The sequence below is a fragment of the Marinobacter nauticus genome (assembly GCF_003634635.1).
Taxonomy (GTDB): Bacteria; Pseudomonadota; Gammaproteobacteria; order Pseudomonadales; family Oleiphilaceae; genus Marinobacter; species Marinobacter nauticus.
This window is the reverse complement of sequence record NZ_RBJB01000002.1, coordinates 491,823-518,260: the sequence shown is the minus strand read 5'-3', so window position 1 is coordinate 518,260 and position 26,438 is coordinate 491,823. Positions and strand designations below refer to the sequence as shown.

Below are 26,438 nucleotides of genomic sequence, written 5' to 3'. Positions count from 1 at the left end.
ATCTTGCTGAAATGATAAACAGGCCACAAAAACAGCGTTGTAGCGTTTGCGGCGGCACTGATCTAATGAAATAGCGTCCTGTTCGGACGGGGAGAAAAAGCCGGTGGCTATTCTAACCGAGATAGCAGGGCACCCCCAGCATAAAAACAATGTAAAAGCCGTGCGCTCCTGTTGCGCGAGCTTTCTGAGGAAAGTGGAGTAGGTATGACACAGCAAAAATCCCGTTTGATGACCTTTCTGATGTTTCTGGTTCCCCTGCTGATGGCACCCGGATACGTCAATGCCCAGCAGCCGTCTGAAACTGAAATCAAGGAGATGATTCAGGAACAGTTTGAGCGGATGTACCAGAAGGGTGTCGATGACCTTGAAAACCGGATCGTGGTGACGGGTGGGGTAAAGCCGTTTGCCGTGGTAACCGACACGGGAGACAAGACCAAAACGATTCGGATCAAGCAGATTGAGGAAATGCCGGCGGATGTCGCCCTTGAGGTACTCCGGCGTTCGCTCGTTGCACTGGTAAAGAAAGGCAAGATCGGCGCGACCGCAGTGTTCTACACAACCGCCAATCCCAATAAAGAGTCGGAGGCGGACCGGGTACTGGTGGTCGAGATGGAGCATATCTTCGGACCAACGCTGGCCCAACTGGTGCCTTTCACCATTGATGAAGGCAAAGCGCTTTTTGGCGAGCAGGTTGTTGTGGAGATGGAGAACAAGATCTTCAACATCAATGTGGATGAGGAGCCGGCTGAATAGTGTTTTTGTGTCCGACAATCCAAGTATCGATTACGTGAAGGTGGTCACGGAACATTCAGTTACCTCTGCAGTACTCTGTAGCCGTGCAGATACAAAAGTACACCAAACAGTCTGCACAAGATGGAAATAACAACAAACTGTTCCAATTAGGAGAACGTTATGAAAGGCCTGAAAAAAATCGCACTGGCAACGGCCGTTGCTGCAGCTCCTTTTGCCGCTCAAGCTGATCTGAAAGCGCTTGACGACACCACCATGGGTAACGTGACCGGTCAGGCCGGTGTGACCATCGAACTGGAAACCGAAGTTTCCATCGGTGAGTTCCGCTACACTGACGAAGGTTACCTGGCAGTTAACGACATCTCCATCGGTGGCGGCTCCGTTGAGCGTGATGCCAACGGCGCGGTAACTGGCGTATCCGGCATGCTGGATGACCTGGTTATCGACATCGACGTAGAAGCCGACGGTGACGCGTTCATCGACGTTCACAGCATCTCTGGCGCTCCGATCGATTTCGCCATGGCTGTTGGTTCTGCCTCTCTGAACGCCACTGACGGCAGCGGTGACTCCACTCTGCTGGCCAGCAACATCGGTATCGAGGGTAACCTCGGCCTGCTGAACATCCGTGTGGATACCGCCACTGACAACCTGATCATGAACGTTGGCTTCAACGTGACTGATATGGATATGGACGTGGACTTCCTGGGTGTCAACGTACGTGACCTGACCGTTTACGGTGCTACCTACTATGAGAACGGCGGCGCTGTTGACGCAGCCAGCATGTTCGCTCAGGCTCAGATCACTGTTGGCAAGGGCACCTCTGCTGCCACCGGTGGCGACGCTCTGGAAATCAGCATTCCTCAGTTCGTAGCTGACATCGGTGTTGGCGCGGTTGAGATCGGCGGTGAGTCTATCGGTTCTTTCCGTGTAGACAACCTGGCTGTAACCAACACCACTATGAAGGTTTATGGTCACCAGTAAGTTGACCTGACACCTTAACGTGGTGATAGCGCCCCGCACTGCGGGGCGTTTTTTTGTCTGACCGAATCAGCAGACAAAAAAAACGGCGACCGTTCTGGTCGCCGCTTTTCGTTTCAGGGGTTGAGTAATTATTGGTCGGGCACCTGAATGGAAAGGTCAAACCCTCCGCCCGGACGGGGAGTCAATGTAATGGGGCCTTCGTTGATCGCTTCGGGGATCTGGATCTGATCGATGCCCGGGGGGTTACCGATACTGAAATTCAGATTCTGGCCATCGAAGCCAATGCCCAACTGATCATTCAGGAACGTCTGGGTGAAGGGCTCATCCGGAATTTCCGGTTGCTGACCAAAGATAATGGGCAGTGTCCTCGGGGTAAAGTCCGCCGGAGGCTGTGCTCTGGCCAGTTCGTCGACCGGAAGCAGCAGGGCTCTGCGCAGGAATTCCTCTTCGGCATCGGAGAGCGCATCTTTCTTGCCCTCATCAAGATAACGCCGAAGAGCTTCCCGATACGCTTCCTCTTCAGCTTCGCTCAGTACGGGCTCACCTGGCGAGATGGTAAGGGCACGGATAATCTTTTCACGATCCGCTTCGGACTTCTGTTGCTGGCGTGGGACAATAATAACGGCGGAATCCTCCACGTAGGTTTCTACCATCTCGTCGGAGGTCATGGTTTGTACACCGGCCCAGGACGGTGTGAATGTGGTGGCCGTGATCGCGGCTGCAAGCAGTGTGCGACGCATTTGTGAATGCCTCATGCTGAATCGGTTCAAAAGAGGCGCTGCTGAGTGTACTGCTTCAGTCAATACGCTTCATACTATCACTTTTCAGTATTCGGTTTGTCCGACAGTTTTTCAACCGTAAAGTGCCTGGTGTGTGATCAGAATCCGGTGCTCGAGGGTAAATAGTTAAGGAACCATTATTTTTATGGTTTTATGTCCGGATTACTGGCAACCACATTCCATGAACTTTTGGGCCTGAACCCAGTCGCAGGAGCATGATGCGAAACTCTTTAAACGCCCGTTGGCGACGATGGATCAATCGCCGAATCCCGAGAGCAGACAGCCAGACCCTCAGCCAGAAGAACATCTTCATTCTGCCCACCGCGGCCGGCGTGGTGTACGGCTTGTTGCTGTTGGTTATGCTGATTACCGGAATCAATTACCAGAACAGCCTTATCTATCTGCTTACGTTTATTCTCGGAGCCTTGTTTGTGGGGGCCATGCACCAGACCCACAGAAATCTGTCCGGTCTTTCTGTTGCCCTGGTCCGTCCCGGTGAAGGTCGGGCGGGTGATGACATTCCGTTTGTGCTGCGGGTAACTGCAGGCAAGTACCCAGGCCTTGGCCTGAGCCTGTCGGTTGAGGATTCATCGGTTGAGAGCGTGCATGTATCGCCGGGTGAATCCCGGGACGTGGTGCTGCCAGTGCCGTCTGCCCATCGCGGCTATCTTCGTCCGGATCGGATCCGTATCGAAACCCGTTTTCCGTTCGGGCTGTTAAAGGCCTGGTCATGGTTGCGTCCTTCGTCTGCCGGAGTGGCCTTTCCCAGGCCTCTACCGGCACCCGATGCTGCCGGGACCGTGCAGGATGGTAGCGAAGCCGCGTCGTCTGCGCCTTTGGCCGGCCAGGACAATGCCGACCTTCGTCCCTGGCGTGAAGGCGATATGAGTCAGCGGGTCATGTGGAAACGCTTTGCCCGCACAGGCCAGATGATTGTGGCCGACTGGCAGGGAGAGCAAGGCAGTCCGCACTGGCTGGATTTCCAGGCGTTTCCTGGCGTTGATGCCGAGTTGCGGCTGAGTTATCTGGCCTGGATGGTGGCGGACCGGGTACAGAAGAATGCAAGGTTTGGTCTCAGTTTGCCCGGCGATACCATAGAGCCGGATAGTGGTTCACTGCATGGAGAGCGTTGTCTGCGTGCGCTAGCGGTGTGGGGCGAGCAACCGCCGAGGGATCCAGATGGTCAGCCTTTTGGTACCCGTCAGGCCGAGAATGCGAAAGCGGGAGTATCTGGATGAGATTGACCATAGCCAGAGTTTTCTCCGCAAAACCGGCAGAACAGGCGCCCATCGAAGCCATCCCCGGTAACGCGCTTTTGTGGTTGATTGCCAGTTTTGCACTGCTCCTGGTTCCCCAATGGGATCGCCTGCCCTGGTGGCTCATCGCGGCCTGCGCTGTGCTGGCAAGCTGGCGCTGGTTGGCACAAAAGGGCCGGGTGAAACTGCCAGGGCGGCTGCTGCGCACAGGAATCATGGTGACTTTGATTGGTGTTTATGCGGCCACCGTGCAGGGGCGATTCACCGTGGATACCGCCGCGTCGTTCTTTGTGTTGGCCGTTGGGTTGAAATGGCTCGAAACCCGGTCCGCCAGGGATTTCTATGTGCTGTTTTTTATTCAGGTTTATCTTGCGGCCGTGAACTTCCTGTTCAAACAGGACATTGCCTGGGCATTGCTGACGTTCGCCGCCATTGGGTGCCTGATGGTGGGCCTTCAGATTCTCAATGCACCGGATCTACCCGGCAGCCTGAGGGCTGGCTGGAAGCGCCTGGGTGTGCTGCTACTGAAAACCCTGCCAGTGGTTGTCCTGCTGTTTGTCTTTTTCCCACGGATGGCGCCGCTCTGGAGTGTTCCGTTGGTGTCCGGTCAGGCCCGCAGCGGGATTTCCGATACCATGCGACCAGGCGACATTTCCAATCTGGCCCAGAGTAGTGAAAGGGCGTTCCGGGTAACCTTCGGGGGCGAGTCGCCACCATATCGGGAGCGTTACTGGCGGGGTCTGATTCTCGATTATCTGGATGATGAGACCTGGCGCCAGAGCGACCCCGACGGTTTCCGGCGGCCAGCCAGGGTAGACAACGACGGTGGTGTCGGGCCGTTGCGAAGTAATGAATACGATATCCTGCTGGAGCCAACAGACCAGCGGTGGGCGTTTGCTCTTGATAACTCGGTAGCCGTCTCGGGCAACGTGGTAAGTACGCCGGAGGATTTGTTCCGCTTTCAGCGCCCCGCCGACAGCCCGGTGCGTTATCGCCTGGCCCGGGTTTCCGCTGTGCCAGCGCCGGCTGAAGTCCTTTCCCCGGCAGAAACCCGGCGCTATCTCCAGCTTCCTCCATCCGGGAACCCCCGGGCCCGGGAGCTGGCACGAGAACTATCTCAAGATCTGTCCCATTGGGAAGTCGTCAACACGTTGCTCCGCCGTTTTCGGGAGCAAGCCTATTTTTATACGTTGCGCCCGCCCACCATGCCAGACGACGGTGTTGATGCGCTGTTGTTTGATGAAAAACGGGGCTTTTGTGCCCACTATGCCGGTGCGGCGACCTTTGTCTTCCGGGCCGCCGGGATTCCTGCCCGAATTGTGGTCGGCTATCAGGGCGGCGACGCCGGGGCGGGCGGAGATTACCTCATTGTCCGTCAGTACGATGCCCACGCCTGGGTGGAGGTGTGGCTGGAAGGCCAGGGCTGGGTGAGGGTGGACCCGACAGCTGCCATTGCGCCAAGCAGGATTGAATCCGGATTGCGGGATGCGGTGGCCGATGAGGGCTCGTTCCTGGAAAATGATTTGACCTCGCCGCAGCGCTACGGTGATGTCGCGATCCTGCAATGGGCGTCGCTCCAGCTCGATCGCATCAATTATCACTGGCAGCGATGGGTGGTAGGTTACCAGGGGCAGAGTCAGATGGATCTGATGTCCCGGTTGCCGGGCAATTTCGGGCTCAAGGAACTTGGCTACCTGACGGCCGGAGTGGTTGGCTTCACCCTGCTGATCGCAGGTATTGTCTCGGCTCTTTCGATTCGCCGCGGCGCCCGCAAGGATGCATTCGGTCGGGTGGTGTTGGCCTGGCATCGGCTGTGCGAACAGGTTGGCGTGCCGGTCCGTACCGGTGAAACCCCTGCGACGCTGGCAGAACGCCTGGCGGATGCGCGCCCGGAGGTTGAATCTTCGGCCCGTCTCTTTGCCCGGGCGGTAAACAGCCATTACTATACGGCCTCAACACAGGAAGCTTCCGCGCACGAAGCGCGCAGGCTTACCCGGCTATTGAAAACGATGAAACGACAGCTCCGTCGTAAACCTGAACCCGCTTCACGGACGTTCCGACATGACTGATATCGCGAAGGACATGCCCTGGCTCGGCCGCGCCTGGAGCACGGTGCAGCAACGCCTTGCCCAGGATCGGTTGCCTCACGCGCTGCTGGTCGTTGGTGAGCAGGGCGTGGGGAAAAGGGCGTGGGCAGAAGCCGTCGCTGGGCTGCTGTTGTGCGACCAGCAGGTCGGGCTAGACAACGGAGCACCGATAGCGTGCGGTCAGTGTCGTCAGTGTCAGTTGATCGCGGCGAACAGTCATCCCGATGTCCGGGTGTATTCACCGGAAAAGTCCCGGATGGTAAAGGTGGACCAGATCCGCGCGCTGTCGACGTTTGCCGTGGCCTCGCCACAGGTTGCACACCGCAAGGTGGCCATAGTCGACCGGGCGGATCAGCTCAACATCAACGCCGCCAACGCATTGCTGAAAACTCTGGAAGAGCCTTTGCCGGATGTGACCCTGTTGCTGCTCCAGGAATCCGGGCGGCCGGTACTTCCCACCATACGATCCCGCTGCCAGGCCCTGACAATACCGTTACCTGATGCCGAGGATGCCGGGCGATGGCTGTCTGCCCGGGTATCCGAGTTGGAGGAATCCATCCGCCCGTCGCCGGACACTCTGGCCAAAAGCCTGATGCTGGCGGGTAATGCTCCCAGGCTGGCGCTGGAGTATGCCACTGGCGAGTTTCTTGCGCAGAGGGATGAGGCCTTCGAGGCATTTCGACAGTTCATGAAAGGCCAGATGACGGTAGGAGACGCCGCCCGCCGCTTCAAAACGCTGGGACTGGACGATACATTATGGCTGTTTGAAAGCTGGGCCGCGGACCTGGCCCGTTGTGGTGCCGGGGGCGAAGTTCAGGACCCGGAGGCAGCAGACATGTTGGGCTATCTGGCCAGATCCAACCCGCCGTGGCGCGCTCATCAATTGCTGGAGCGGGTTCGGGAAAGCCGGAGTGCGGGCGTATATAACGCAAGCCCGGAGCTTGAGGCCACTCAGCTTCTACTGGCCTGGCGGGAGTTGATGCCCCGGAAGCGGCAGACAACGTGAGCGTTGTTCAGGATCAACTGCTATCATTGCGAAATATCAGTAAATTTGCGTAAAAGGTATTTGATATGGGGCCCGGATTCGGAGCACGCAGCGGTATTCTAACCCTGACGATCAAGGACAAGGCGGTTCTCTATGCGGCGTACATGCCCTATATCCGCCAGGGAGGCCTGTTTATTCCTACCCAGAAGCAATATCAGCTGGGCGATGAGGTGTTTCTGCTGCTCAACCTGATGGATGAGCCGGAGAAAATTCCGGTGGCTGGCAAGGTGATCTGGATTACCCCCAAGGGTGCTCAGGGAAACCGGGCCGCAGGCATTGGCGTGCAGTTCAATGGCGATGACGAAACTGCCCGCACCAAGATTGAATCCTACCTGGCCGGCTCGCTGAGTTCCGATCGTCCCACCCACACCATGTAAGGCCGCTACCGAATGACGGAGACCTCGTTGCCCGGTAGCGTTCCAGAACCACAGGCCGGCTGCCATGAAATGCACTGGCCCCTGGATAACATAACTCTTTCGGGTCTGACCTGGCCGAGCTCCAGCGAGGAAAGCTCACGACCACCTGCAATCCTTCTGCACGGCTGGCTCGACAACGCCATGTCTTTTGCCCGACTGGCGCCGTTGTTGGCCGAGAACACCACGGTACATGCGGTGGATATGGCAGGGCACGGACACTCGGGCCACCGGCCACCGGGTTACAGCTATTGGCTGATGGACTACGTCGGGGATCTATCCGAACTGGTGGAACGGCATTTTCCTGAAAGCGAACGTTACCCTCTGGATCTTGTGGGGCATTCTCTCGGCGGGATTGTCTGCGCACTTTACGCCGCCGCATTCCCGGAACGGGTGCGCAGACTGGTGATGATTGACAGTCTGGGCGCGCTCAGTCGGCCAGCACGTGAGACGATCCCCCAGTTGCGGCGGGCATTACAGAAACGCAGGGCTGGTTCGGCTGCTCCGGCGGTCTATCCGGATATTCAGAGCGCGGCCCGAATCCGTGAGGGCGGGCTGAGCCCCCTGAGCCCCGAGGCGGCAAGAACGCTGGTGCCCAGAAACATGCGCACGGAAACTGGCGGGTTTATATGGCGCACGGATGCCCGTTTACGCCACCCGACACCGCTGATGATGACCGAAGAACAGGTGAGGGCGTCTTTGTCTGCCATCCAGACACCCTCTTTATTCGTAAGGGCAGAAGAAGGGTTGCTGGTTTCCCGCGGCGGGCTCGATAGTCGTGCCGATCTGGTCCCCAACCTTGAAACAGTCGATGTGCCCGGTGGGCATCATTGTCATCTTGACGGGGAGGTGACTCCCGTTGCCGAAGCGATTAACAGGTTTCTCTTACATGATTGATCGTGGTAATTCCTCGATGGTCGGTGCGCTGGCCGGCCTTGTATGGTTATGTTTTACCATTCCTGCAATGGCGGCGTGGCCTGAAGACGCGCCAGCCCCTTTTCCGCAGTCAACGCTTGAATCCACGGTCGAGATACAGTCTGCTGGCCATCTGGTGCTTTTTAGTCCGGTTCGGGAAATCCGTGATGAAATCCGCTCCGAGACCATGGCTCGTTTGCCGGTGCAGGGGCAGGGCCAGCTGTTTGAAATCTCCAGGGATGCGAATCGTCAGGCTGCGCGGGCCCATTACTACCAGCAATTGTCTGCCGGTGGTGCGAAAATTCTATTTGAGTGTGCCGGCATCGCCTGTGGCCGCAGTAATGTCTGGGCCAACCAGATTTTCCAGCAATCCCGCCTTCTGGGGCGGGACGCCACTCAGGATTACCTGGTTGCCGCCACAACGGCAGAGGACGGACAGCAGTGGTTGACCCTTGTCTACACCGTGACAAGAGGCAACCTGAGAGAGTATGTCTGGGTTGAGCATCTGAATGTTGGTTTCGGTGCGGCCATTCCCGGGTATACCATTGGAGTTGGCCCGATTCAGGGGCCTTTGGTGATCCCCTGGTCCGGCGGAGTGACGTTTCGTTTTGAGTGGTCAGCGGATGATCGGCGAACCCTGAATGACTGGGCTGGCGATGATGCGGAAGTGGTGCTGGCCTCGTTCACCGATCTCGAGCAGGATGAGCCGCTCGAAGCGGCTTTGGAGCGTTCCCGCGCTGCGGCCGAAAGCCTGGCCGCGCTGCTGGGCAAGACGGGTATTTCGCTGAGTCAGATACGCATTGTTCCGGTTGGGCCGGCCGTCCCGATGAATGACCCGACTCGGCAGGGTAACCGGGTTGAGGTGCTGGTTATCAAGAGGTAAGGAAATGGCAGAAAAGGATAGCCCGGAAAAGGAGGCGTCCGGCAGAACCGCAGCCGCGGAGGACGGCGTCACGTCGGTAGTGACCAGTTCTGGTATTTCTGCGGCGTCAGCGCCGGCCAGTACCGAGCGCATGGAGCCATTGCCTGGCAAGGGCAAAACCGTTGCACTCACCCTTGGTAGCGGCGGCGCCCGTGGCTATGCCCACATCGGTGCGATTGAAGTCCTTCAGGAGCGTGGTTACGAGATCGTTGCCATCTCCGGCTGCTCCATGGGCGCCCTGATCGGTGGCATGTACGGTGCCGGTAAGATGAAAGACTACAAGGACTGGGTGACCGGGCTCGGCCAGTTTGATGTCTTGCGATTGCTGGATGTGACCTTCACTTCTGTCGGCGCTATTCGTGGAGAAAAAGTCTTTTCTGTGGTGCGGGATATTCTGGGCGATACGCGTATTGAGGATCTGCCCATTGCTTACACCGCCGTAGCAACAGATCTTCTGGCCCATAAGGAAATCTGGTTTCAGGAAGGCCCGCTGGACCAGGCTATCCGCGCCTCCATTGCCATACCCAGCGTGGTGACGCCTCTGGTGCTCAACGGCCGGGTATTGGTGGATGGCGCACTGCTAAATCCGTTGCCTATTATTCCCACCATCTCAGCCCATGCAGATCTGGTAATGGCCGTTAACCTGAGCGGTGAGGATGACCAACAAAGGCGCATTCCAGACGCGGCGTTTGCTCCGGAAGAAACCAGTAGCGATATGGATGAATGGGTCGATGCCATTCGCGAAAAGGCGTCCCGCTGGTTTGATTGGGATACCCTGAAAACCTTGGGTTCACGAAAATCCGAGAGCGGTGAGTCGCCGGAACAGAAAATAAGCCGGGAAATGGCAAAAAAGACGGCGCCCGAGAAAAAGCGTGAAGACGAATCGGGGCGGTCCAGACATCGTGACGAGCACGAGACCATCGACTGGGACAAGCTGGGCATTGGCAAATTCGATGTAATGAACCTGACCATCGAGACCATGCAAAGCGCGTTAGTGCAGTACAAGATTGCCGGCTACCCACCGGATCTGTTGGTTAACATTCCCAAGAATGCCTGCAGAAGCTACGACTATCACAAGGCCCCGGAGCTGATACAACTGGGCCGGGAGCGAATGTTGGCCGCTCTGGACCGGTTTGAACAAAGCCGCAGCAGCTCCGGCCCGTTGGCTCTCTGAGCCACAAGAGCTGCAGCCCGCGCCGCAATGCGCGTATAATGCCGCGCACCATTAGCCAGACCAGGAAGCTAAGTTTTGACCAGTCCCGTTGACGACCTGCACTCTATCCGTGACCTGCTTCGGTTCACGGTTTCCCGTTTTGCGGCTTCGCCAATCTACTTTGGCCATGGCACTGATAACGTCTGGGATGAGGCCGTTCAGCTGGTATTGCGCAGCCTGCATCTGCCGCTGGAAAACAACAATCTGTTTCTGGATGCGCGACTGACCCGTTTAGAGCGGGAACTGATTCTCGAGCGCGTAGAGCGTCGGGTCAACGAGCGTATTCCGATTGCTTACCTGCTTGGCGAAGCCTGGTTTATGGGGATGCCGTTCAACGTTGATGAGCGCGTTCTGGTTCCCCGTTCGCCGATTGGCGAACTGCTGGAGAACGGTCTTCAGCCCTGGTTGGGCGCTACGCAGGTTCAACGAATTCTGGATTTGTGTACTGGCAGCGGCTGTATCGGTATTGGCGCGGCGACGGTTTTTGACGAGGCGGAAGTGGATCTGTCTGATGTTTCGGCGGATGCCCTCGCCGTAGCTGAGTCCAATATTGAACTTCATGGACTGGAGGGTCGCGTACGCGCGATTCAGTCGGATGTTTTCGACAACATTGAAGGTCGCTACGACGTAATCGTCAGTAATCCGCCTTATGTGGATGCGGAAGACCTTGCAGACATGCCGGCCGAGTATCACCATGAGCCCGAACTGGGCCTGGCTGCCGGAGACGATGGGCTGGACATTGCCCACCGCATAGTTGCCCAGGCTGCCGATTACCTCACCGACGACGGACTCCTGATTGTGGAGGTTGGCAACTCCTGGGGTGCCATGGATGATGCCTACCCGGATTTGCCGTTAACCTGGCTGGAATTCGAGAACGGCGGCGATGGCGTATTCCTGGTCACTGCCCGGGATCTGCGTGAATGGCAGGCCCGAAAAAGCTAAGATCGTAAATTACAAAACCTGTATAAAGTGCTGAATTATGTCGGGAAATACATTCGGAAAGCTGTTCACCGTCACCACCTTTGGTGAAAGTCACGGCGCGGCCCTGGGCTGCATTATCGACGGTTGCCCTCCGGGCCTGGAGCTGTCAGAAGAGGATATGCAGCGGGACCTGGATCGCCGCAAACCCGGTACTTCCCGGCATACGACCCAGCGTCGTGAGGCGGACGAGGTTCGGATTCTGTCTGGTGTGTTTGAGGGCAAAACCACGGGCACACCGATTGGTCTGATTATCGAAAACACCGACCAGCGTTCCAAGGACTATTCCAAGATTGCTGCCCAGTTCCGCCCGGCCCACGCAGACTACACCTATCACCATAAGTACGGTGCCCGGGATTATCGTGGGGGTGGCCGCTCTTCCGCCAGGGAAACCGCCATGCGGGTTGCTGCCGGCGCCGTCGCCCGGAAGTTTCTTGAGCAGCGTCTCGGGATCAAAGTTCGGGGTTATCTTTCCCAGTTAGGGCCGATCAAGGCAGACAAGCTGGATTGGGAGCAGGTTCACCAGAATCCGTTCTTTTGTCCGGATGCAGACAAGGTCTCCGAAATGGAAGCCTACATGGATGCTTTGCGTAAGGAAGGGGATTCGATTGGCGCCCGCATCAATGTGGTTGCGGAGGGGGTTCCTCCAGGCCTCGGTGAGCCGATTTTTGATCGTCTGGATGCCGATCTTGCCCACGCCCTGATGAGCATCAACGCGGTCAAGGGTGTGGAGATCGGTGCCGGTTTTGATTGCATCGAGCAGAAAGGAACAGAACACCGGGATGAGATGACGCCAGAAGGCTTCCTTTCCAACAATGCCGGTGGTGTACTGGGCGGCATTTCCTCCGGCCAGCCGATTGTTGCCAGTATCGCCCTTAAGCCAACATCAAGCTTGCGGTTGCCCGGCAAGGGTATTGATGTAGACGGCAACCCGGTGGAGGTGATCACCACTGGTCGGCACGACCCCTGTGTAGGTATCCGCGCGACGCCCATCGCCGAGGCCATGATGGCGATCGTCCTGATGGACCATTACCTGCGTCATCGCGGTCAGAACGGCGATGTAGAAGTCACCACGCCGGTCCTCGGCCAGCTCTGATTCAGGGGAGGCGCTACCATCTACTGGCGGCTGTCGAACCTCTATTTCTGGTTTTTCGCCCTCCTTGGAGGGCTTTTGCCCTATTGGTCCCTCTATCTTGAGGGGCAGGGCTACTCCTATCTCCAGATTGCCACATTGATGGCGACCATCCAGCTAACCAAGATCGTGGCACCCAGCGTTTGGGGTTACATCGGTGACCGGACCGGCCAGCGGGTCCGCCTGGTACGATTTGGTGCTATTTTCGGCTCGCTGTTTTTCGCCGGCGTGTTTCTGGAACCCGGATTCTACGGTCTGTTGCTGGTCATGCTGGTGTTCACCTTTTTCTGGAACGCCATTTTGCCGCTGTATGAAGTCATTACCCTGCGGGTACTCGGCAAGCATCGGGACAAGTACGGCAAGGTTCGTCTTTGGGGCTCTGTAGGATTTATCGGCGCAGTGGCTCTGGTCGGCGGGCTACTGGAACTGGTGGAGATTCAGTACTTGCCGTGGCTGTTATTGCCGGTATTTGCAGGGATTGCGGTCTCGGCATTTCTGGTGCCTTCCGAGCGTGGCGAGCGCAAGCAGCAATCTGCACCTGTCGGTAGCCTCAAAGCAATTGTCACTCATCCGGCTGTGATCGCTTTTTTCGCGATGAATTTTCTGCTTCAGGTATCACATGGTGCCTACTACACCTTCTTCAGTATCCACCTGGAACAACATGGATACGGCAAACTGGCCATCGGGTTACTGTGGTCACTCGGAGTCATCGCAGAGATAGGCTTGTTTCTGATTATGCACAGGCTATCCCGGCGTTTTAGTGTACGGCAGGTGGTGCTGGGGGCGCTGGTGCTGACGATGATCCGCTGGGGCCTGATTGCCGAGCTGACGTCGGTATTGCCGGTACTGATCTTTGCCCAACTGCTGCATGCGGCTTCTTACGGCGCGTTGCATGCAGTATCCGTCCAATACATTCAGGGCTTTTTCGGTAAGCACCATCATGGCCAGGGTCAGGCTCTATACAGTGGCCTGACCTTCGGCGCCGGCGGGGCGCTCGGTGCATGGTTATCCGGTTTCCTGGTGGATGGTTTCAGTACCTCCGCGGCGTTCTGGGGTGGTGCCGCCGCAATGGCCCTTGCGATTATCGTGACCTGGCGGGGCTTGCAGCCGCCGCCGGAACCCCAGCTAGCTCATTGACCGGACTCTGGTCGCGTTTCTTCCTCTTCCACTATCTGCAGCAATGCCTGCGCGGCACTACCCAGTTGTCGGCGGGACAGCGCCACGGCACCCAGAACCCGGGTAACAGGGTGGGGAACTTCAAGCACTTTCAGGCTGTTATCGAGCATGCTGACCGGCAAAATGCTCCACCCAAGGCCAACGCTTACCATCATTTTGATGGTTTCCAGATAGTTGGTTGGCATCAGGGGTCTCAGGGTGAGGTTGGCTTCCAGGAACAGACGGCTGACCACCCGGTAGGTGGCGGTACTGGTATCCGGTAGCAGCGCCGGGTGTGGCGCGAGGTCAGAAAGCGAAGGGCTCGCCAGTGTTGCGAGAGGGTGTTCTTTCCCAACCACGAAGGCCATTGGGTCTGGCCACTGGGCGAGGATGGAGAACTCCGGATTCATGCTGTCGCTGAGGGTCACAAAGGCCAGTTCAGCATTGCGTTTATTCATCTGGTCGTAGGCGGCATCGGATTCCATGAATTGCAGATGCAGATCCACTTGAGGGTATTCCCGGCGGTAGCGGCGCAGCCAGTTGGGCAGGTGGTGCAGGCCGATGTGGTGGCTGGCGATGGCGTGGAGTTCACCTCCGATGCTGTCGGCGCTGGTGGTGAGGGCCATGCGGGCGTTGTGGATTTCGTCGAGGATTTTGCGGGCATGGGGGAGGAGCCTTGTGCCGGATTCGGTCAGGCGGATTTCGCGGTTGCTGCGGTCGATCAGTCGGGTGCCTAGCTGGCCTTCGAGGGCGGCCAGGCGTTTGCTGATGGCCGGCTGTGTCAGGTGCAGGGTTTCAGCGGCTTCTGAGAAGGAACCCTGGTCGACGATTGTCAGGAATGCTTTCAGGGAGTTTGCGTCCATTGGGCAGAACCTTTGACGTTGGTGTGAGCGCGGCTTTGGGTGGCCTCTCCCGAAAACCGCTACAAGCACATCCATGTGCGCTTCTCTCCGGCCATCCATGGCCTCCGACATTTTCGGGAGAGGCCACCCAAACCCGCTATCGGTAATCACAGCATGCCGTCTGGTGACAAATGCCAGCAGGCGCGCAGAGCGTATGGGGCCTTACCCGCCCGTTCGTGACCTGCGCCGAAGTATGGCTCTACTATTGTTGATTCCTGTTTGGAATGCAAAGCATAAAAAACATGAATTGAGGTTATTCGTGACGCAGGGGTATGATGTCACCATTCGAAGCAGAAACAGAAACCCCCAGAGAGTGAGAGAGAATCATGGCGGGCAAGACTTTATACGACAAATTGTGGGACGACCATTTGGTCAAGCAGCGGGACGATGGTTCCGCGTTGATTTACATTGATCGTCAATTGTTGCACGAAGTGACATCACCTCAGGCCTTTGAAGGCCTTCGTCTGGCCGGCCGTAAGCCTTGGCGGATTGATGCCAACATCGCCACGCCGGATCATAACGTACCGACCACGGATCGTGACAAAGGCATCGACGGGATTGTGGACCCGGTGTCCCGCACCCAGGTGGAGACGCTGGACAAGAACTGTGACGAATTCGGGATTCTCGAGTTCAAGATCAAGGATCAGCGCCAGGGTATCGTGCACGTGATTGGGCCGGAGCAGGGTGCGACGTTGCCGGGCATGAGCATTGTCTGCGGTGATTCTCATACTTCTACTCACGGTGCTTTTGGCTGTCTGGCTCATGGTATCGGCACGTCTGAAGTGGAGCATGTTCTGGCGACCCAGTGCCTGGTCCAGAAGAAGATGAAGAACATGCTGGTAAAGGTGAACGGCAAGCTGGGCGCGGGTGTGACCGGCAAGGATGTGGTTCTGGCGATCATCGGCGAGATTGGTACCGCCGGTGGTACCGGTTACGCCATTGAATTTGGTGGCGAGGCGATCCGTGGTTTGAGCATGGAAGGCCGGATGACCATTTGTAATATGTCCATCGAAGCCGGTGCCCGGGTGGGTATGGTGGCAGTGGATGACACCACCATCGAGTATGTCAAAGGTCGTCCGTTTTCTCCCAAGGGTGAGACCTGGGGCAAGGCGGTTGAATTCTGGCGCACACTCCACAGCGACGATGATGCGGTGTTCGACAAAGTGGTTGAGCTGGACGGTTCCGCCATTCAGCCTCAGGTGAGCTGGGGTACGTCGCCGGAGATGGTGGTTGGTGTTGAAGGCGCGGTGCCGGATCCCGCAAAGGAAGAGGATCCCATCAAGCGCGAGGGGATCGTCCGCGCGTTGAAGTACATGGGCCTTCAGCCGAACCAGAAGATTACCGATATCAAGCTGGATCGCGTGTTTATCGGTTCCTGCACCAATAGCCGGATTGAGGATCTGCGGGAAGCTGCGGCGGTGGTTAAGGGCCGTAAGGTGGCTGCCAGCCTCAAGCAGGCGATGGTGGTTCCGGGTTCCGGTCTGGTAAAAGCCCAGGCGGAGCAGGAAGGTCTCGACAAGGTCTTTATCGAGGCGGGTCTGGAGTGGCGTGATCCGGGTTGTTCCATGTGTCTGGCCATGAACGCCGACAAGCTGGGGCAGGGCGAGCATTGTGCGTCTACCTCCAACCGGAACTTCGAAGGTCGTCAGGGCTTTGGTGGCCGTACTCACCTGGTGAGCCCGGCCATGGCCGCCGCGGCAGCGGTGACTGGCCACTTCGTTGATGTCCGTGAATTGATGAACTGAGCCACAGGAGAGAGACCATGCGAGCATTTACGCAACACCAGGGCACTGTTGCCCCCATGGACCGTTCCAATGTGGACACGGACATGATCATTCCCAAGCAGTTTTTGAAGTCCATCAAGCGCACGGGCTTTGGCCCGAACCTGTTCGATGAGCTGCGTTATCTGGATGAAGGCAATCCGGATCAGGATTGCTCCAACCGCCCCCTGAATCCGGACTTTGTGCTGAACCAGGATCGCTACAAAAACGCCAGCGTGTTGCTGGCGCGGACCAATTTTGGCTGTGGTTCGAGTCGTGAGCACGCGCCATGGGCGCTGGATGATTTCGGTTTCCGGGTGATTATTGCGCCGAGTTTTGCTGATATTTTCTACAACAACTGCTTTAAGAATGGACTTTTACCCATTGTTTTAGATGAAAAAGTGGTTGATAGGCTGTTCCGGGAAACTGAAGAGAATGAAGGCTATCAGCTGACGGTCGATCTCGAAGCGAAAACGGTGACGACGCCCGGTGGCGAGTCGTTCAGTTTTGAGGTGGACGATTTCCGTCGTCATTGCCTGCTGAACGGTCTGGACGACATCGGCGTGACCCTGGAAGATGCGGATACCATTCGCGCTTATGAAGAATCCCGGCGCAAGACCGCTCCCTGGTTGTTTAATACTGGAAACTGACTAACAAGGAATTGGATTATGTCCCGTAATGTATTGCTCCTGCCGGGCGACGGCATTGGTCCGGAGATTGTGGCAGAAGCGGAGAAGGTTCTGCATAAGGTGAATGACCAGTTCGGTCTGGGTCTGAGTTTTGAGTCTGCTCTCGTTGGTGGTGCGGCGATTGATGAAACCGATACGCCGCTGCCTGAAGAAACCCTGGAGAAGGCCCGTAAGGCCGATGCGATTCTGCTGGGGGCCGTAGGCGGTCCAAAGTGGGACAGCCTGCCGATGGCGAAGCGCCCGGAAAAAGGGCTGTTGGGCCTGCGTTCCAACCTTGAGCTGTTCGCCAATCTGCGTCCGGCCATTCTGTATCCGCAGCTGGCGTCTGCTTCGTCGTTGAAGCCTGAGGTGGTTTCCGGGCTGGACATTCTGATCGTCCGCGAACTGACCGGTGGTATTTACTTCGGACAGCCTCGTGGTGTGCGTGAGCTGGAAAGCGGTGAGCGCCAGGGCTACAACACCTACCAGTACACCGAGTCCGAGATTCGGCGTATTGGCCGGGTTGCCTTCGAGGCGGCCCAGCAACGGGGCAAGAAGTTGTGTTCGGTTGACAAGGCCAACGTGCTGGAAGTAACCGTGCTGTGGCGGGAAATCATGGAAGACCTGAAGCGCGAGTACCCGGATGTGGAGCTTTCCCACATGTACGTGGACAACGCTGCCATGCAGCTGGTCCGTGCGCCAAAGCAATTTGACGTGATTGTGACTGGCAACATGTTTGGTGATATTCTTTCTGACGAAGCGGCAATGCTTACCGGTTCTATCGGCATGCTTCCCTCTGCGTCACTGAATTCCGACAAGCAGGGTATGTATGAGCCGTGTCACGGCTCGGCGCCGGATATTGCCGGACAGGGCATTGCCAACCCGCTGGCTACCATCCTCAGTGCTGCAATGATGTTACGTTACAGCCTGAATAAGGAGAAAGCTGCCCTGGCCATCGAGGCGGCGGTCAGCAAGGTGCTGGACCAGGGGCTGCGTACCGCCGACATTATGTCGGAAGGCGGTCAGAAGGTATCTACCCGCGACATGGGTGAAGCGGTTCTGAACGCGCTTTAACGCACCACTGGTTTACTTAATCGAGACCCGACAACGGCAGGATGCAGCCGTTGCGGGATCATCCATCCTGTCCCTGCCAGCGATAACGGTAGAGGGTGGGCATAAAACGAGGTTCAAAGGTCGCACATGAAGCGAGTTGGACTTGTAGGTTGGCGTGGCATGGTGGGCTCGGTCCTCATGCAACGCATGCGTGAAGAAAATGATTTTGCCGACATCGATCCGGTGTTTTTTACCACTTCCCAGGCAGGGAAGCCGGCCCCGGACGTAGGCAAAGACGGCGTTCCACCACTGCAGGACGCGTTCGATATCGACATCCTCAAGGGGATGGATGTGATCGTTACCTGTCAGGGCGGCGATTACACCACCGAGGTTTACCAGAAGCTGCGTGATGCAGGCTGGGACGGTTACTGGATTGATGCGGCATCCACCCTGCGTATGGTCGATCACTCTGTGATCGTGCTGGATCCGGTTAACCGTAACGTGATTGATGCGGCCCTGGATAAGGGCGTAAAGGATTATATCGGCGGTAACTGCACCGTGAGCCTGATGATGCTGGCCCTGGGTGGCCTGCTGGAGCAGGATCTGATCGAGTGGGTGTCCCCGATGACGTACCAGGCGGCGTCCGGCTCTGGTGCCCAGAATATGCGGGAACTGTTGAACCAGATGGGCGCGTTGAATAAGAGCGTCAAATCTGAGCTGGATGATCCGTCTTCTGCCATCCTCGACATCGATCGCAAGGTGACCGATACCATGCGTTCCGGCGATTTCCCTACCGAGTATTTCGGTGTGCCGCTGGCGGGCAGTCTGATTCCGTTTATCGACAAGCAGCTCGATAACGGCATGAGCAAGGAAGAGTGGAAAGCGGGCGTCGAGACCAACAAGATTCTGGGTCGTAGCGATAACCCGATTCCTATTGATGGTATCTGCGTGCGGATTGGCGCCATGCGCTCCCACAGTCAGGCGCTGACCATCAAGCTGAAGAAAGATCTGTCGGTTTCCGAAATCGAAGGCATTCTGGCCAAGGCCAACGACTGGGTAAAGGTCATTCCCAATGATCGCGATGCCACCATGCAGGAGCTCACTCCGGCGAAAGTGACCGGCACATTGAGCATTCCTATTGGTCGTATTCGCAAGTTGTCTATGGGGCCGGAATACATTTCCGCTTTCACAGTGGGTGACCAGTTGCTGTGGGGTGCTGCAGAACCGCTGCGTCGGATGCTGCGAATCCTTCAGGAACGTTAAAAAGTGTTACACAGCGGTAATTAATGCCAACTGTGTCCGGTTTTTTGCAAGCCGGTCAGGGGCGGAGGCTGATTTCAGCGTCCGCCCCTGTTATTTTCAAGGGCGCTAAGGAGTTCCGCCCGATAGATAAAAAAACGGTGCAAGGATTGCAGCTGATTGATTGATAAAACGGGTTTTATCAACAATACTTGCCAAACCGAACGGTATAATTGCGATATAAAAACGAGAAATAACAAGGCGAAAGTCATCCAACCTCGTCCGATTCTGTTGAGATACGGCAGTAAAGAATAACGGAGACTGGAAAGGAATAAGCATGAAGGTACGCAAGCTTGCGGTTGCCCTGGCGCTGGCGGGAGGGCTCGGCTCTGGAATGGCTCAGGCGCTTGGACTTGGAGAAATTGAGCTCCAGTCTTGGCTGAATGAGCCACTGGATGCAGAAATATCACTGAATCAGAGTCGCGGTGTTGATCCCGGTGAAGTGTTCGTCAATGTGGCACCGGAGGCCGCCTATGAGCGCGTCGGCCTGGACCGCCACCAGTTTCTGAGTCAATTAAGGTTTGAAGTGGTTACCGGGACGGATGGCAACCTGGCCATCAATGTTTCCTCCCGGGCGCCGGTACGCGAGCCGTATCTGAATTTCCTCCTCGAGCTGACCTGGCCCAATGGTCGCCTGATGCGGGAATATGCCGTGCTGGTCGATCCTCCGGTCTACGCCGAGGAATCTGGTATTGAGGAGCAAATCAGTGCTCCGGCCACGACAGCCACCCGACAGCAGCCGGCGCGCAGCCAGGAATCTGTCCGCCGTCAGGCGGCAGCTGAAGGCTCAGTGTCGCGGGGCTATCGGGCAGATACGTTTGGTCCGACAGGTGCCTCCGACACACTCTGGACTATTGCCCAGCAGGTACGTCCGGATGGTTCGGTTTCCATGCAGCAGGTTATGCTCGCGATTCAGGATCAGAATCCTAACGCGTTCATTGGTGGGAATATTAACCGCCTGAAGCGTGGTGAGGTGTTGCGGATTCCCTCTCTGGATCAGATTCGGAGCCGTAGCCGCGCTGAAGCCAACCGGGTAGTTGCACAGCAGAACCAGGAATTCCAGTCTCCGAGAACCGTTGATGCAACGGATACCGCCCAGGCCGCAGCAGGCCAGGGTGCTACTCAGGCGGCAGCGGGTGATGAGTTGCGCCTGCTGGTTGCCGATGAATCGGAATCCCGGTCTACCGAAGACGGTGGTTCTGCCGGTGGTGATGGTGATCTGCCTGGCGGTGTTGATGCCGGTTCCGCAGTTGCGATGGAAGAGCTGGAAGCCGCAAAACGCGAAAATGACGAGCTCAATACCCGTGTCCAGGATCTGCAGGACCAGGTTGAGACCCTGCAGCGGTTGCTGGAGCTGAAGAACAGCCAACTGGCGGACATGCAGGGTATGGTGTCGGAGGAAGAGTCTCCGGCCCCGACCGACACTGGCGTGACCGAGTCTGACGCTGACCCAGCGACAGCACCTGTAGAAGGTGATCTGGGTGCCAGCACCGGCGAAGAACCGGTAGCAGACGGCCAGGCTGATGAAGCCGCTGATGGTGAATCGGCCGACACAGCGATGGCGGAAGAAGAGAGCGTCATGGCCCCGGACGAACCAGATATTGCAGGTGAAGAGCCGTTTGGTGGTGATGTCGACGCGGGCGCTGCGGATGAGGTGGTGGCAGAGCAGCCTGCCGTTACCGAGCAGGAATCATCATCTGAACCTGAGCCAGCGGCCGTCCCCCAGGCCCAGCAGCCAAAACCGCAGCAGCCAGTAACGGCGCCTGAAAAGGCATTTCCGGGTAACGTTATTGACGGTATTCTGAACAATCCGATGTATCAGATTGCCCTCGGTGGTGGCCTTATCCTTCTGCTTCTGTTGTTGCTGCTCGTGGCAAGACGCAATGCCAATCGCGAGAAAGAGTTCTACGACCAGTTGAACAGTGATGAGGGCGAAGGCGGTGATTCGTTCGACCTCAGTCTCGAAGATGAGGGTGAGGCAGAGGCGGAAGCCGGTGATGCCATTGCCGAAGCAGAAACCTATGTTGCCTACGGTCGTCACGATCAGGCAGCCCAGGTGCTCGAAAACGCCATTTCACGTGAGCCCAGCCGCACTGATCTGCGCCTGAAGCTGTTGTCTGTGTATGCGGACAATCAGGATCGTGACGCGTTTGAAAAGCAGTACCGTGAAGTTGAAGCGCTGGATGATGAGGCCGCTATCCAGGAAGCTGAATCGCTCCGGGAGCGCCTTGCTGAAGCTGAAGCGATGCCCAGCATCGACGACCTTGAATCTCAACTGCGTTCGGATTCGTTCGGCAGTCAGCCAGAGCAGGAGCCGGCTACCGAGCAGGCTTCGGATGACTGGGATATCTCCGACGAACTGAAAGCGGACGAATTTGAAGCCACTTCAGGGTCCGCCGACGAAAATGAGTTCGGTGAGCTGGAATCCGATGTCAGCAAAGAATCCGATGGCCGGGATGACATGATTGAGTACGATCTGTCCGGCATTGGTGAAAAATCGGAGTCTGAAGACGAGTCCGCCACCGAAACCGATTACGCTTCCCTGGATCTGGATTCCGGTCTGGATGAGGCAACCGGGACTTCCGAATCCAAAGAAGATGACTTCAGTCTGGATTTCGAGTCGGCCTTTGAAGACGACGCGCTCGCCGGTTCAGGTGAGCCCTCCTTGGAAGCCGATGAAGCGGAGCCGGTTGGGGCGGATCTGTCTGGTACAGGTTCGGATCAGGAAGACGATCTTGAGCTGGGCTTCGATCTTGATGACGACCTTGAGTCGACGGAAGAAGAGCCAGTTAAGCAGGAAGGCACCGAGGTATCGGATCTGGACCTGGAGTCTGATTCGCTTGACGAGTCCTTCCTGGACGAGCTTGATGCGGAGCTGGATAAGGTTGCCGGCGAGGACGATGAGCCTTCTGAACTGGAGCTTGGAGAATCCGATCTGGATGACCTGGAGCTGGATGTATCTGATGAAGATCTGGCGCTGATGGAAGAGTTCTCTGATAACGGAGAACCTGCAGGTCCTCAGGAAGACGAACCATCCCTGGAAGATGAGCTTGGGCTGGAAGATGCACTCAGCGAATCCGAGGCTGATGAGCCGGGCGTTGATCAGCAGAATCCGGAAGAGCTGGCGGAGCAGACAGAAGAGGTTGCTGAGGCCGAACCGGCTCCTGAAGAGCTGGAGGACGAAGTAGTGCCTGTGGCGTCAGACTCACTCGATGAAGGCTTCGCTCGCAGTGATAGCGGATTGAATATTGATGAGAGCGCTCTGGACGACGAGGATGACTTTGACTTCCTCGCCGGTACCGATGAAGCCGCCACCAAACTTGATCTGGCACGGGCCTACATCGAAATGGGTGACAGTGACGGTGCCAGGGATATTCTGGAGGAAGTTGCTCTTGAGGGTAACGAAGAACAGAAGGCAGAAGCACAAGAGCTTCTTAAAAATCTCTCCTGATTCGTTATAATCAACTAACCGCGGCAAGCGCCGGCCATTGAGCCGGCGTTTTGCTTTTTCAGTGGACAGCAATCGGGTCAGCACTTGTTCCTCACGCCTCAGCCTCTCACCACAGATAACGCCATTGGTAATGGACGGGTTGCCATCATCTTTGAGTACGACGGTCAGGCCTTTCATGGCTGGCAATTGCAGAAGAGTGGCGTGCGTTCGGTGGAGGCAGAACTTTCCCGGGCCGCGGCCCGCGTTGCCGACCATCCGGTCGACCTGGTGTGTGCAGGTCGCACCGACGCCGGCGTGCATGCCAGTTTTCAGGTAGCCCATTTTGACACGCCATCGGTTCGAAACCTTCGTTCCTGGGTCATGGGGATGAACACGGCATTACCTGATGACATTTCTGTGCACTGGGCAGGGAACGGCCGGGGCGATTTTCACGCCAGGTTTTCCGCGATTTACCGACGTTACCGGTATGTGATCTACAATCATCCGGTGCGCCCGGGGATCCAGCGTGGACAGGTGTCCTGGACCTTTCGTCCATTGGATGCCGAAAGAATGCATCGTGCAGCCCAGGCACTGGTCGGCGAGCATGACTTCTCCTCATTTCGCGCTGCCGGTTGCCAGTCCCGGACCCCGGTTCGGTTTCTGGAGCAGATTTCGGTAACCCGATGCGGAGAGTTTGTCGTAATAGATGTGCAGGCCAACGCCTTTCTTCATCATATGGTACGCAATATTGCCGGTGCCTTGATGGCGGTTGGTAATGGTCAGCAGCCTGAAGACTGGATTGGTGATATTCTGGAGTGCCGTGATCGCAAACTTGCCGGTGTGACCGCCCCTCCTTACGGGCTCTACCTGGTGGATGTCGGTTACCCTGAGTCCTTCGGGATTCCCAAGGCATTGTGCGGACCGGCGTTCGTTACTCCCTGGTTTGACCCGGCCAGCAACGCGCCGATCATACCAACTCACATACACCCGAAACAGGGAAAGGCTCCTGCATGACAGCCCGCGTAAAAATATGTGGCCTGACGCGCCCGCAGGATGTGGAAGCCGCGGTAGCCTGTGGCGCCGATGCCATAGGTCTGGTGTTTTATGCGCCGAGCCCGAGAGCGGTCGATCTGGAGCAGGCCCGAATCCTGGCCGCCAAGGTTCCTGCGTTCGTGTCGGCTACCGGACTGTTCGTGAATCCTGAGCGCGATTATGTCGAAGCAGTTCTGGATGCTTTGCCACTGGATCTCCTGCAGTTCCATGGCGATGAGAGTCCGGAGTTCTGCCAGTCTTTTGGCCGGCGCTGGATCAAGGCCGTCAGGGTGCGTGAGCCCGGGCAGATCGAACAGGCGTTTGCCGATTATCATCAGGCTTCCGGTTTGTTGGTGGACGCCTGGGATCCAAACCGCTATGGCGGTACCGGCCAGTCGTTCAACTGGTCACTGATTCCTGAAAGCAGGCCCTTGCCCCTGATATTGGCCGGTGGGTTGTCATCTGATAACGTAGCCCGCGCGATTGAGCAGGTACGCCCCTGGGCTGTTGACGTCAGCGGTGGGGTGGAAGAGAGCAAGGGTAAGAAAGACGCCACCAAATTGTCTCAATTTTTCAAAGAGGTTCACCGTGTCTGTAAAACTGACTGAAGAAATGTTGAAGGCGCTTCCTGATGCGAGAGGTCACTTCGGTGCCTTTGGTGGACGGTTTGTTTCAGAAACCCTGATGGATTCTCTGATGACCCTGGAAAAGGAGTACCTTCGGTTGAAGGAGGATCCGGAATTCCAGGCGACTTTTGATAGTGACCTCGCCGATTATGTTGGCCGTCCCAGCCCGCTGTATTTCGCAGAGCGCCTGACTCGGGAAGCCGGAGGCGCACAAATCTGGCTCAAGCGCGAAGACCTCAACCACACCGGTGCCCATAAGGTGAATAACACCATTGGCCAGGCCCTGCTGGCCAGTTTTCTGGGTAAAAAGCGCATTATTGCCGAAACTGGCGCCGGTCAACATGGTGTGGCCACCGCCACGGTGTGTGCCCGTCTGGGCCTTGAATGTCACGTATTCATGGGGGCAGAAGACGTCAAGCGTCAGTCCCTGAACGTCTACCGTATGAAACTGCTAGGCGCGACCGTCCACGCCGTCCAGAGCGGTACGAAAACCCTCAAGGACGCCATGAATGATGCCATGCGTGACTGGGTCGCGAATGTGGATGATACTTTCTACATCATCGGCACAGTGGCAGGGCCGCATCCCTATCCCTTACTGGTGCGTGATTTCCAGTCGGTGATTGGGCGTGAAATCCGTAAACAGGCCATGGAAAAAGTGGGTAAACTGCCGGACGCACTGGTGGCCTGCGTCGGTGGCGGTTCTAACGCCATTGGTATGTTCTATCCGTTCCTGGCGGATGAGTCCGTGGAGCTTTATGGTGTTGAAGCCGGTGGTCTGGGTATTGAAACCGGACAACATGCGGCGCCGCTTTGTGCCGGTCGCCCCGGCGTGCTGCATGGTAACCGGACCTACCTGATGGAAGATGAGAATGGCCAGATCGCCGGAACGCATTCCGTCAGTGCTGGTCTGGACTACCCCGGGGTCGGCCCCGAACATGCCTGGTTGAAAGACATTGGCCGAGCCAATTACGTGTCGGTGACTGATGACGAGGCCCTGGATGGCTTCCGTAAACTGACACGCGTGGAGGGGATTATGCCGGCACTTGAAACCGCCCATGCCGTGGCTTATGGCGTGAAGCTGGCCTCAACCATGGACAAGGACCAAATGCTGGTGATCAACATCTCCGGTCGCGGCGACAAGGATATTCACACCATTGCCCAGCTTGATGGCATTGAGATCTGAAGGTATCAGGAGCAGGCATGAGCCGAATTGAAGGCGTATTGAAAGCATTGAAAGAGCAGGGCCGCAAGGCGCTTATTCCCTATATTACCGCGGGCGATCCACATCCGGATCAGACGGTCAGCCTGATGCATGCCCTGGTCTCTGCCGGTGCTGATATTATCGAGCTGGGCGTGCCGTTCTCGGACCCGATGGCTGATGGTCCGGTGATTCAGCTGGCCTGTGAAAGGGCGCTCAAGCACGGTACGTCGCTGCGTCAGGTGATGGCGATGGTCAAGGAGTTCCGCAAGACCGATCCGGATACCCCGGTGGTGCTGATGGGTTATCTGAACCCGATGGAGGCCATGGGCTATGAAGCGTTTGCAGATGCGGCAGCGGACGCAGGTGTCGATGGCGTTCTGACGGTTGACCTGCCTCCCGAAGAGGCTGATCAGGTAGCACCGCTGTTTGCCGACCGCCATCTGGATCCGATTTTCCTTTTGGCGCCGACAACCACGGATGACCGGATCAAGGCGATCAGCGAGCACTCATCCGGCTATGTGTACTATGTTTCTATCAAGGGCGTGACCGGGTCCGCAACCATTGATGTTGATGAAGTCGCGAAGAAAGTGGCCCACGTGCACGAGCTCACGGCGTTACCGGTGGGTGTGGGCTTTGGTATCCGGGATGCGGAAACTGCCGCTGCAGTGGGCAGAGTATCCGATGGTGTAATTGTTGGCAGTGTTCTGGTCGATACAATAGCCCGACATCAGACAGATCCTGACGCTTTGCGTAACGCACTGACGGATCTGCTGCACCCGATGCGCGAAGCGCTGGACAGCCTCGCTCACTGAGCGGGCATTATCCAGGCATCAAAGGACAG

At 57.1% G+C, this 26,438-nt stretch carries 23 protein-coding genes; 21 read left to right on the top strand and 2 right to left on the bottom strand.

What is annotated here, in order from left to right; all coding sequences use genetic code 11:
- Positions 1 to 204: 204 nt before the first annotated feature.
- Complete coding sequence (locus C7436_RS02495) at positions 205 to 753, top strand: hypothetical protein (protein WP_121206591.1); 549 nt, start codon at positions 205 to 207, stop codon at positions 751 to 753.
- Between the two features lie 159 nt (positions 754 to 912).
- On the top strand, positions 913 to 1,731 hold the full coding sequence (locus C7436_RS02490; RefSeq protein ID WP_014421358.1) for a DUF6160 family protein: 819 nt from the start codon (positions 913 to 915) through the stop codon (positions 1,729 to 1,731).
- 128 nt (positions 1,732 to 1,859) lie between these two features.
- Here C7436_RS02490 and C7436_RS02485 read toward each other — a convergent pair whose 3' ends face one another.
- The gene (locus tag C7436_RS02485; protein ID WP_121206590.1) at positions 1,860 to 2,471 is read right to left on the bottom strand and encodes a hypothetical protein; all 612 of its coding nucleotides are present in this window, start codon (positions 2,469 to 2,471) and stop codon (positions 1,860 to 1,862) included.
- 254 nt (positions 2,472 to 2,725) lie between these two features.
- On the opposite strand from C7436_RS02485, the gene C7436_RS02480 reads away from it, so the two are divergent.
- From C7436_RS02480 to C7436_RS02435, 10 genes are all read left to right on the top strand, one after another.
- The gene (locus C7436_RS02480; protein ID WP_121206589.1) at positions 2,726 to 3,748 is read left to right on the top strand and encodes a DUF58 domain-containing protein; all 1,023 of its coding nucleotides are present in this window, start codon (positions 2,726 to 2,728) and stop codon (positions 3,746 to 3,748) included.
- Positions 3,745 to 5,835 carry a transglutaminase TgpA family protein gene (locus C7436_RS02475; protein WP_121206588.1) on the top strand — a complete coding sequence of 697 codons (2,091 nt, stop codon included), beginning with the start codon at positions 3,745 to 3,747 and terminating at the stop codon, positions 5,833 to 5,835. The genes C7436_RS02480 and C7436_RS02475 overlap by 4 nt, the downstream gene beginning before the upstream one ends.
- On the top strand, positions 5,828 to 6,859 hold the full coding sequence (holB, locus tag C7436_RS02470) for a DNA polymerase III subunit delta' (protein ID WP_121206587.1): 1,032 nt from the start codon (positions 5,828 to 5,830) through the stop codon (positions 6,857 to 6,859). Before C7436_RS02475 ends, holB begins: the two co-directional genes overlap by 8 nt.
- A 65-nt stretch (positions 6,860 to 6,924) precedes the next feature.
- Positions 6,925 to 7,275 carry a PilZ domain-containing protein gene (locus C7436_RS02465; RefSeq protein WP_008171779.1) on the top strand — a complete coding sequence of 117 codons (351 nt, stop codon included), beginning with the start codon at positions 6,925 to 6,927 and terminating at the stop codon, positions 7,273 to 7,275.
- A gap of 12 nt (positions 7,276 to 7,287) precedes the next feature.
- Positions 7,288 to 8,208: an alpha/beta fold hydrolase gene (locus C7436_RS02460; protein WP_121206586.1), complete on the top strand. Its 921-nt coding sequence runs from the start codon at positions 7,288 to 7,290 to the stop codon at positions 8,206 to 8,208.
- Positions 8,201 to 9,109 carry a DUF4892 domain-containing protein gene (locus C7436_RS02455; RefSeq protein ID WP_121206585.1) on the top strand — a complete coding sequence of 303 codons (909 nt, stop codon included), beginning with the start codon at positions 8,201 to 8,203 and terminating at the stop codon, positions 9,107 to 9,109. Before C7436_RS02460 ends, C7436_RS02455 begins: the two co-directional genes overlap by 8 nt.
- 4 nt (positions 9,110 to 9,113) lie before the next feature.
- A complete protein-coding gene (locus C7436_RS02450) occupies positions 9,114 to 10,322 on the top strand; it encodes a patatin-like phospholipase family protein (protein WP_121206584.1) in 1,209 nt (402 codons plus the stop codon).
- A 75-nt stretch (positions 10,323 to 10,397) separates the two neighbouring features.
- A complete protein-coding gene (gene prmB / locus C7436_RS02445; RefSeq protein ID WP_121206583.1) occupies positions 10,398 to 11,303 on the top strand; it encodes a 50S ribosomal protein L3 N(5)-glutamine methyltransferase in 906 nt (301 codons plus the stop codon).
- Between the two features lie 37 nt (positions 11,304 to 11,340).
- Entirely contained in the window at positions 11,341 to 12,435 is a 1,095-nt protein-coding gene (gene aroC / locus C7436_RS02440) for a chorismate synthase (RefSeq protein ID WP_121206582.1), read from the top strand.
- A gap of 18 nt (positions 12,436 to 12,453) precedes the next feature.
- Positions 12,454 to 13,608 carry an MFS transporter gene (locus C7436_RS02435; protein ID WP_041656303.1) on the top strand — a complete coding sequence of 385 codons (1,155 nt, stop codon included), beginning with the start codon at positions 12,454 to 12,456 and terminating at the stop codon, positions 13,606 to 13,608.
- Here C7436_RS02435 and C7436_RS02430 read toward each other — a convergent pair.
- A complete protein-coding gene (locus tag C7436_RS02430) occupies positions 13,602 to 14,489 on the bottom strand; it encodes a LysR family transcriptional regulator (RefSeq protein ID WP_121206581.1) in 888 nt (295 codons plus the stop codon). The genes C7436_RS02435 and C7436_RS02430 overlap by 7 nt on opposite strands.
- Before the next feature lie 365 nt (positions 14,490 to 14,854).
- Here C7436_RS02430 and leuC point away from each other — a divergent pair, with 365 nt between their 5' ends.
- From leuC to trpA, 9 genes are all read left to right on the top strand, one after another.
- Positions 14,855 to 16,273, top strand: coding sequence for a 3-isopropylmalate dehydratase large subunit (leuC, locus tag C7436_RS02425; RefSeq protein WP_121206580.1), 1,419 nt, complete (start codon positions 14,855 to 14,857; stop codon positions 16,271 to 16,273).
- Positions 16,274 to 16,290: 17 nt separating this feature from the next.
- Positions 16,291 to 16,938: a 3-isopropylmalate dehydratase small subunit gene (gene leuD / locus C7436_RS02420; protein ID WP_121206579.1), complete on the top strand. Its 648-nt coding sequence runs from the start codon at positions 16,291 to 16,293 to the stop codon at positions 16,936 to 16,938.
- Between the two features lie 18 nt (positions 16,939 to 16,956).
- The gene (gene leuB / locus C7436_RS02415) at positions 16,957 to 18,030 is read left to right on the top strand and encodes a 3-isopropylmalate dehydrogenase (protein ID WP_121206578.1); all 1,074 of its coding nucleotides are present in this window, start codon (positions 16,957 to 16,959) and stop codon (positions 18,028 to 18,030) included.
- 126 nt (positions 18,031 to 18,156) lie between these two features.
- On the top strand, positions 18,157 to 19,272 hold the full coding sequence (asd, locus tag C7436_RS02410; protein ID WP_121206577.1) for an aspartate-semialdehyde dehydrogenase: 1,116 nt from the start codon (positions 18,157 to 18,159) through the stop codon (positions 19,270 to 19,272).
- A gap of 313 nt (positions 19,273 to 19,585) precedes the next feature.
- Positions 19,586 to 22,759 carry a FimV/HubP family polar landmark protein gene (locus tag C7436_RS02405; protein WP_121206576.1) on the top strand — a complete coding sequence of 1,058 codons (3,174 nt, stop codon included), beginning with the start codon at positions 19,586 to 19,588 and terminating at the stop codon, positions 22,757 to 22,759.
- Between the two features lie 84 nt (positions 22,760 to 22,843).
- Positions 22,844 to 23,752 (top strand): tRNA pseudouridine(38-40) synthase TruA, encoded by a 909-nt coding sequence (gene truA, locus C7436_RS02400; protein ID WP_121206575.1) that lies wholly within the window; start codon positions 22,844 to 22,846, stop codon positions 23,750 to 23,752.
- Positions 23,749 to 24,378: a phosphoribosylanthranilate isomerase gene (locus C7436_RS02395; RefSeq protein WP_121206574.1), complete on the top strand. Its 630-nt coding sequence runs from the start codon at positions 23,749 to 23,751 to the stop codon at positions 24,376 to 24,378. Before truA ends, C7436_RS02395 begins: the two co-directional genes overlap by 4 nt.
- Positions 24,371 to 25,579, top strand: coding sequence for a tryptophan synthase subunit beta (trpB, locus tag C7436_RS02390; protein ID WP_211329854.1), 1,209 nt, complete (start codon positions 24,371 to 24,373; stop codon positions 25,577 to 25,579). Before C7436_RS02395 ends, trpB begins: the two co-directional genes overlap by 8 nt.
- A gap of 17 nt (positions 25,580 to 25,596) precedes the next feature.
- Positions 25,597 to 26,409 carry a tryptophan synthase subunit alpha gene (gene trpA, locus C7436_RS02385; protein ID WP_121206572.1) on the top strand — a complete coding sequence of 271 codons (813 nt, stop codon included), beginning with the start codon at positions 25,597 to 25,599 and terminating at the stop codon, positions 26,407 to 26,409.
- Positions 26,410 to 26,438 lie beyond the last annotated feature (29 nt).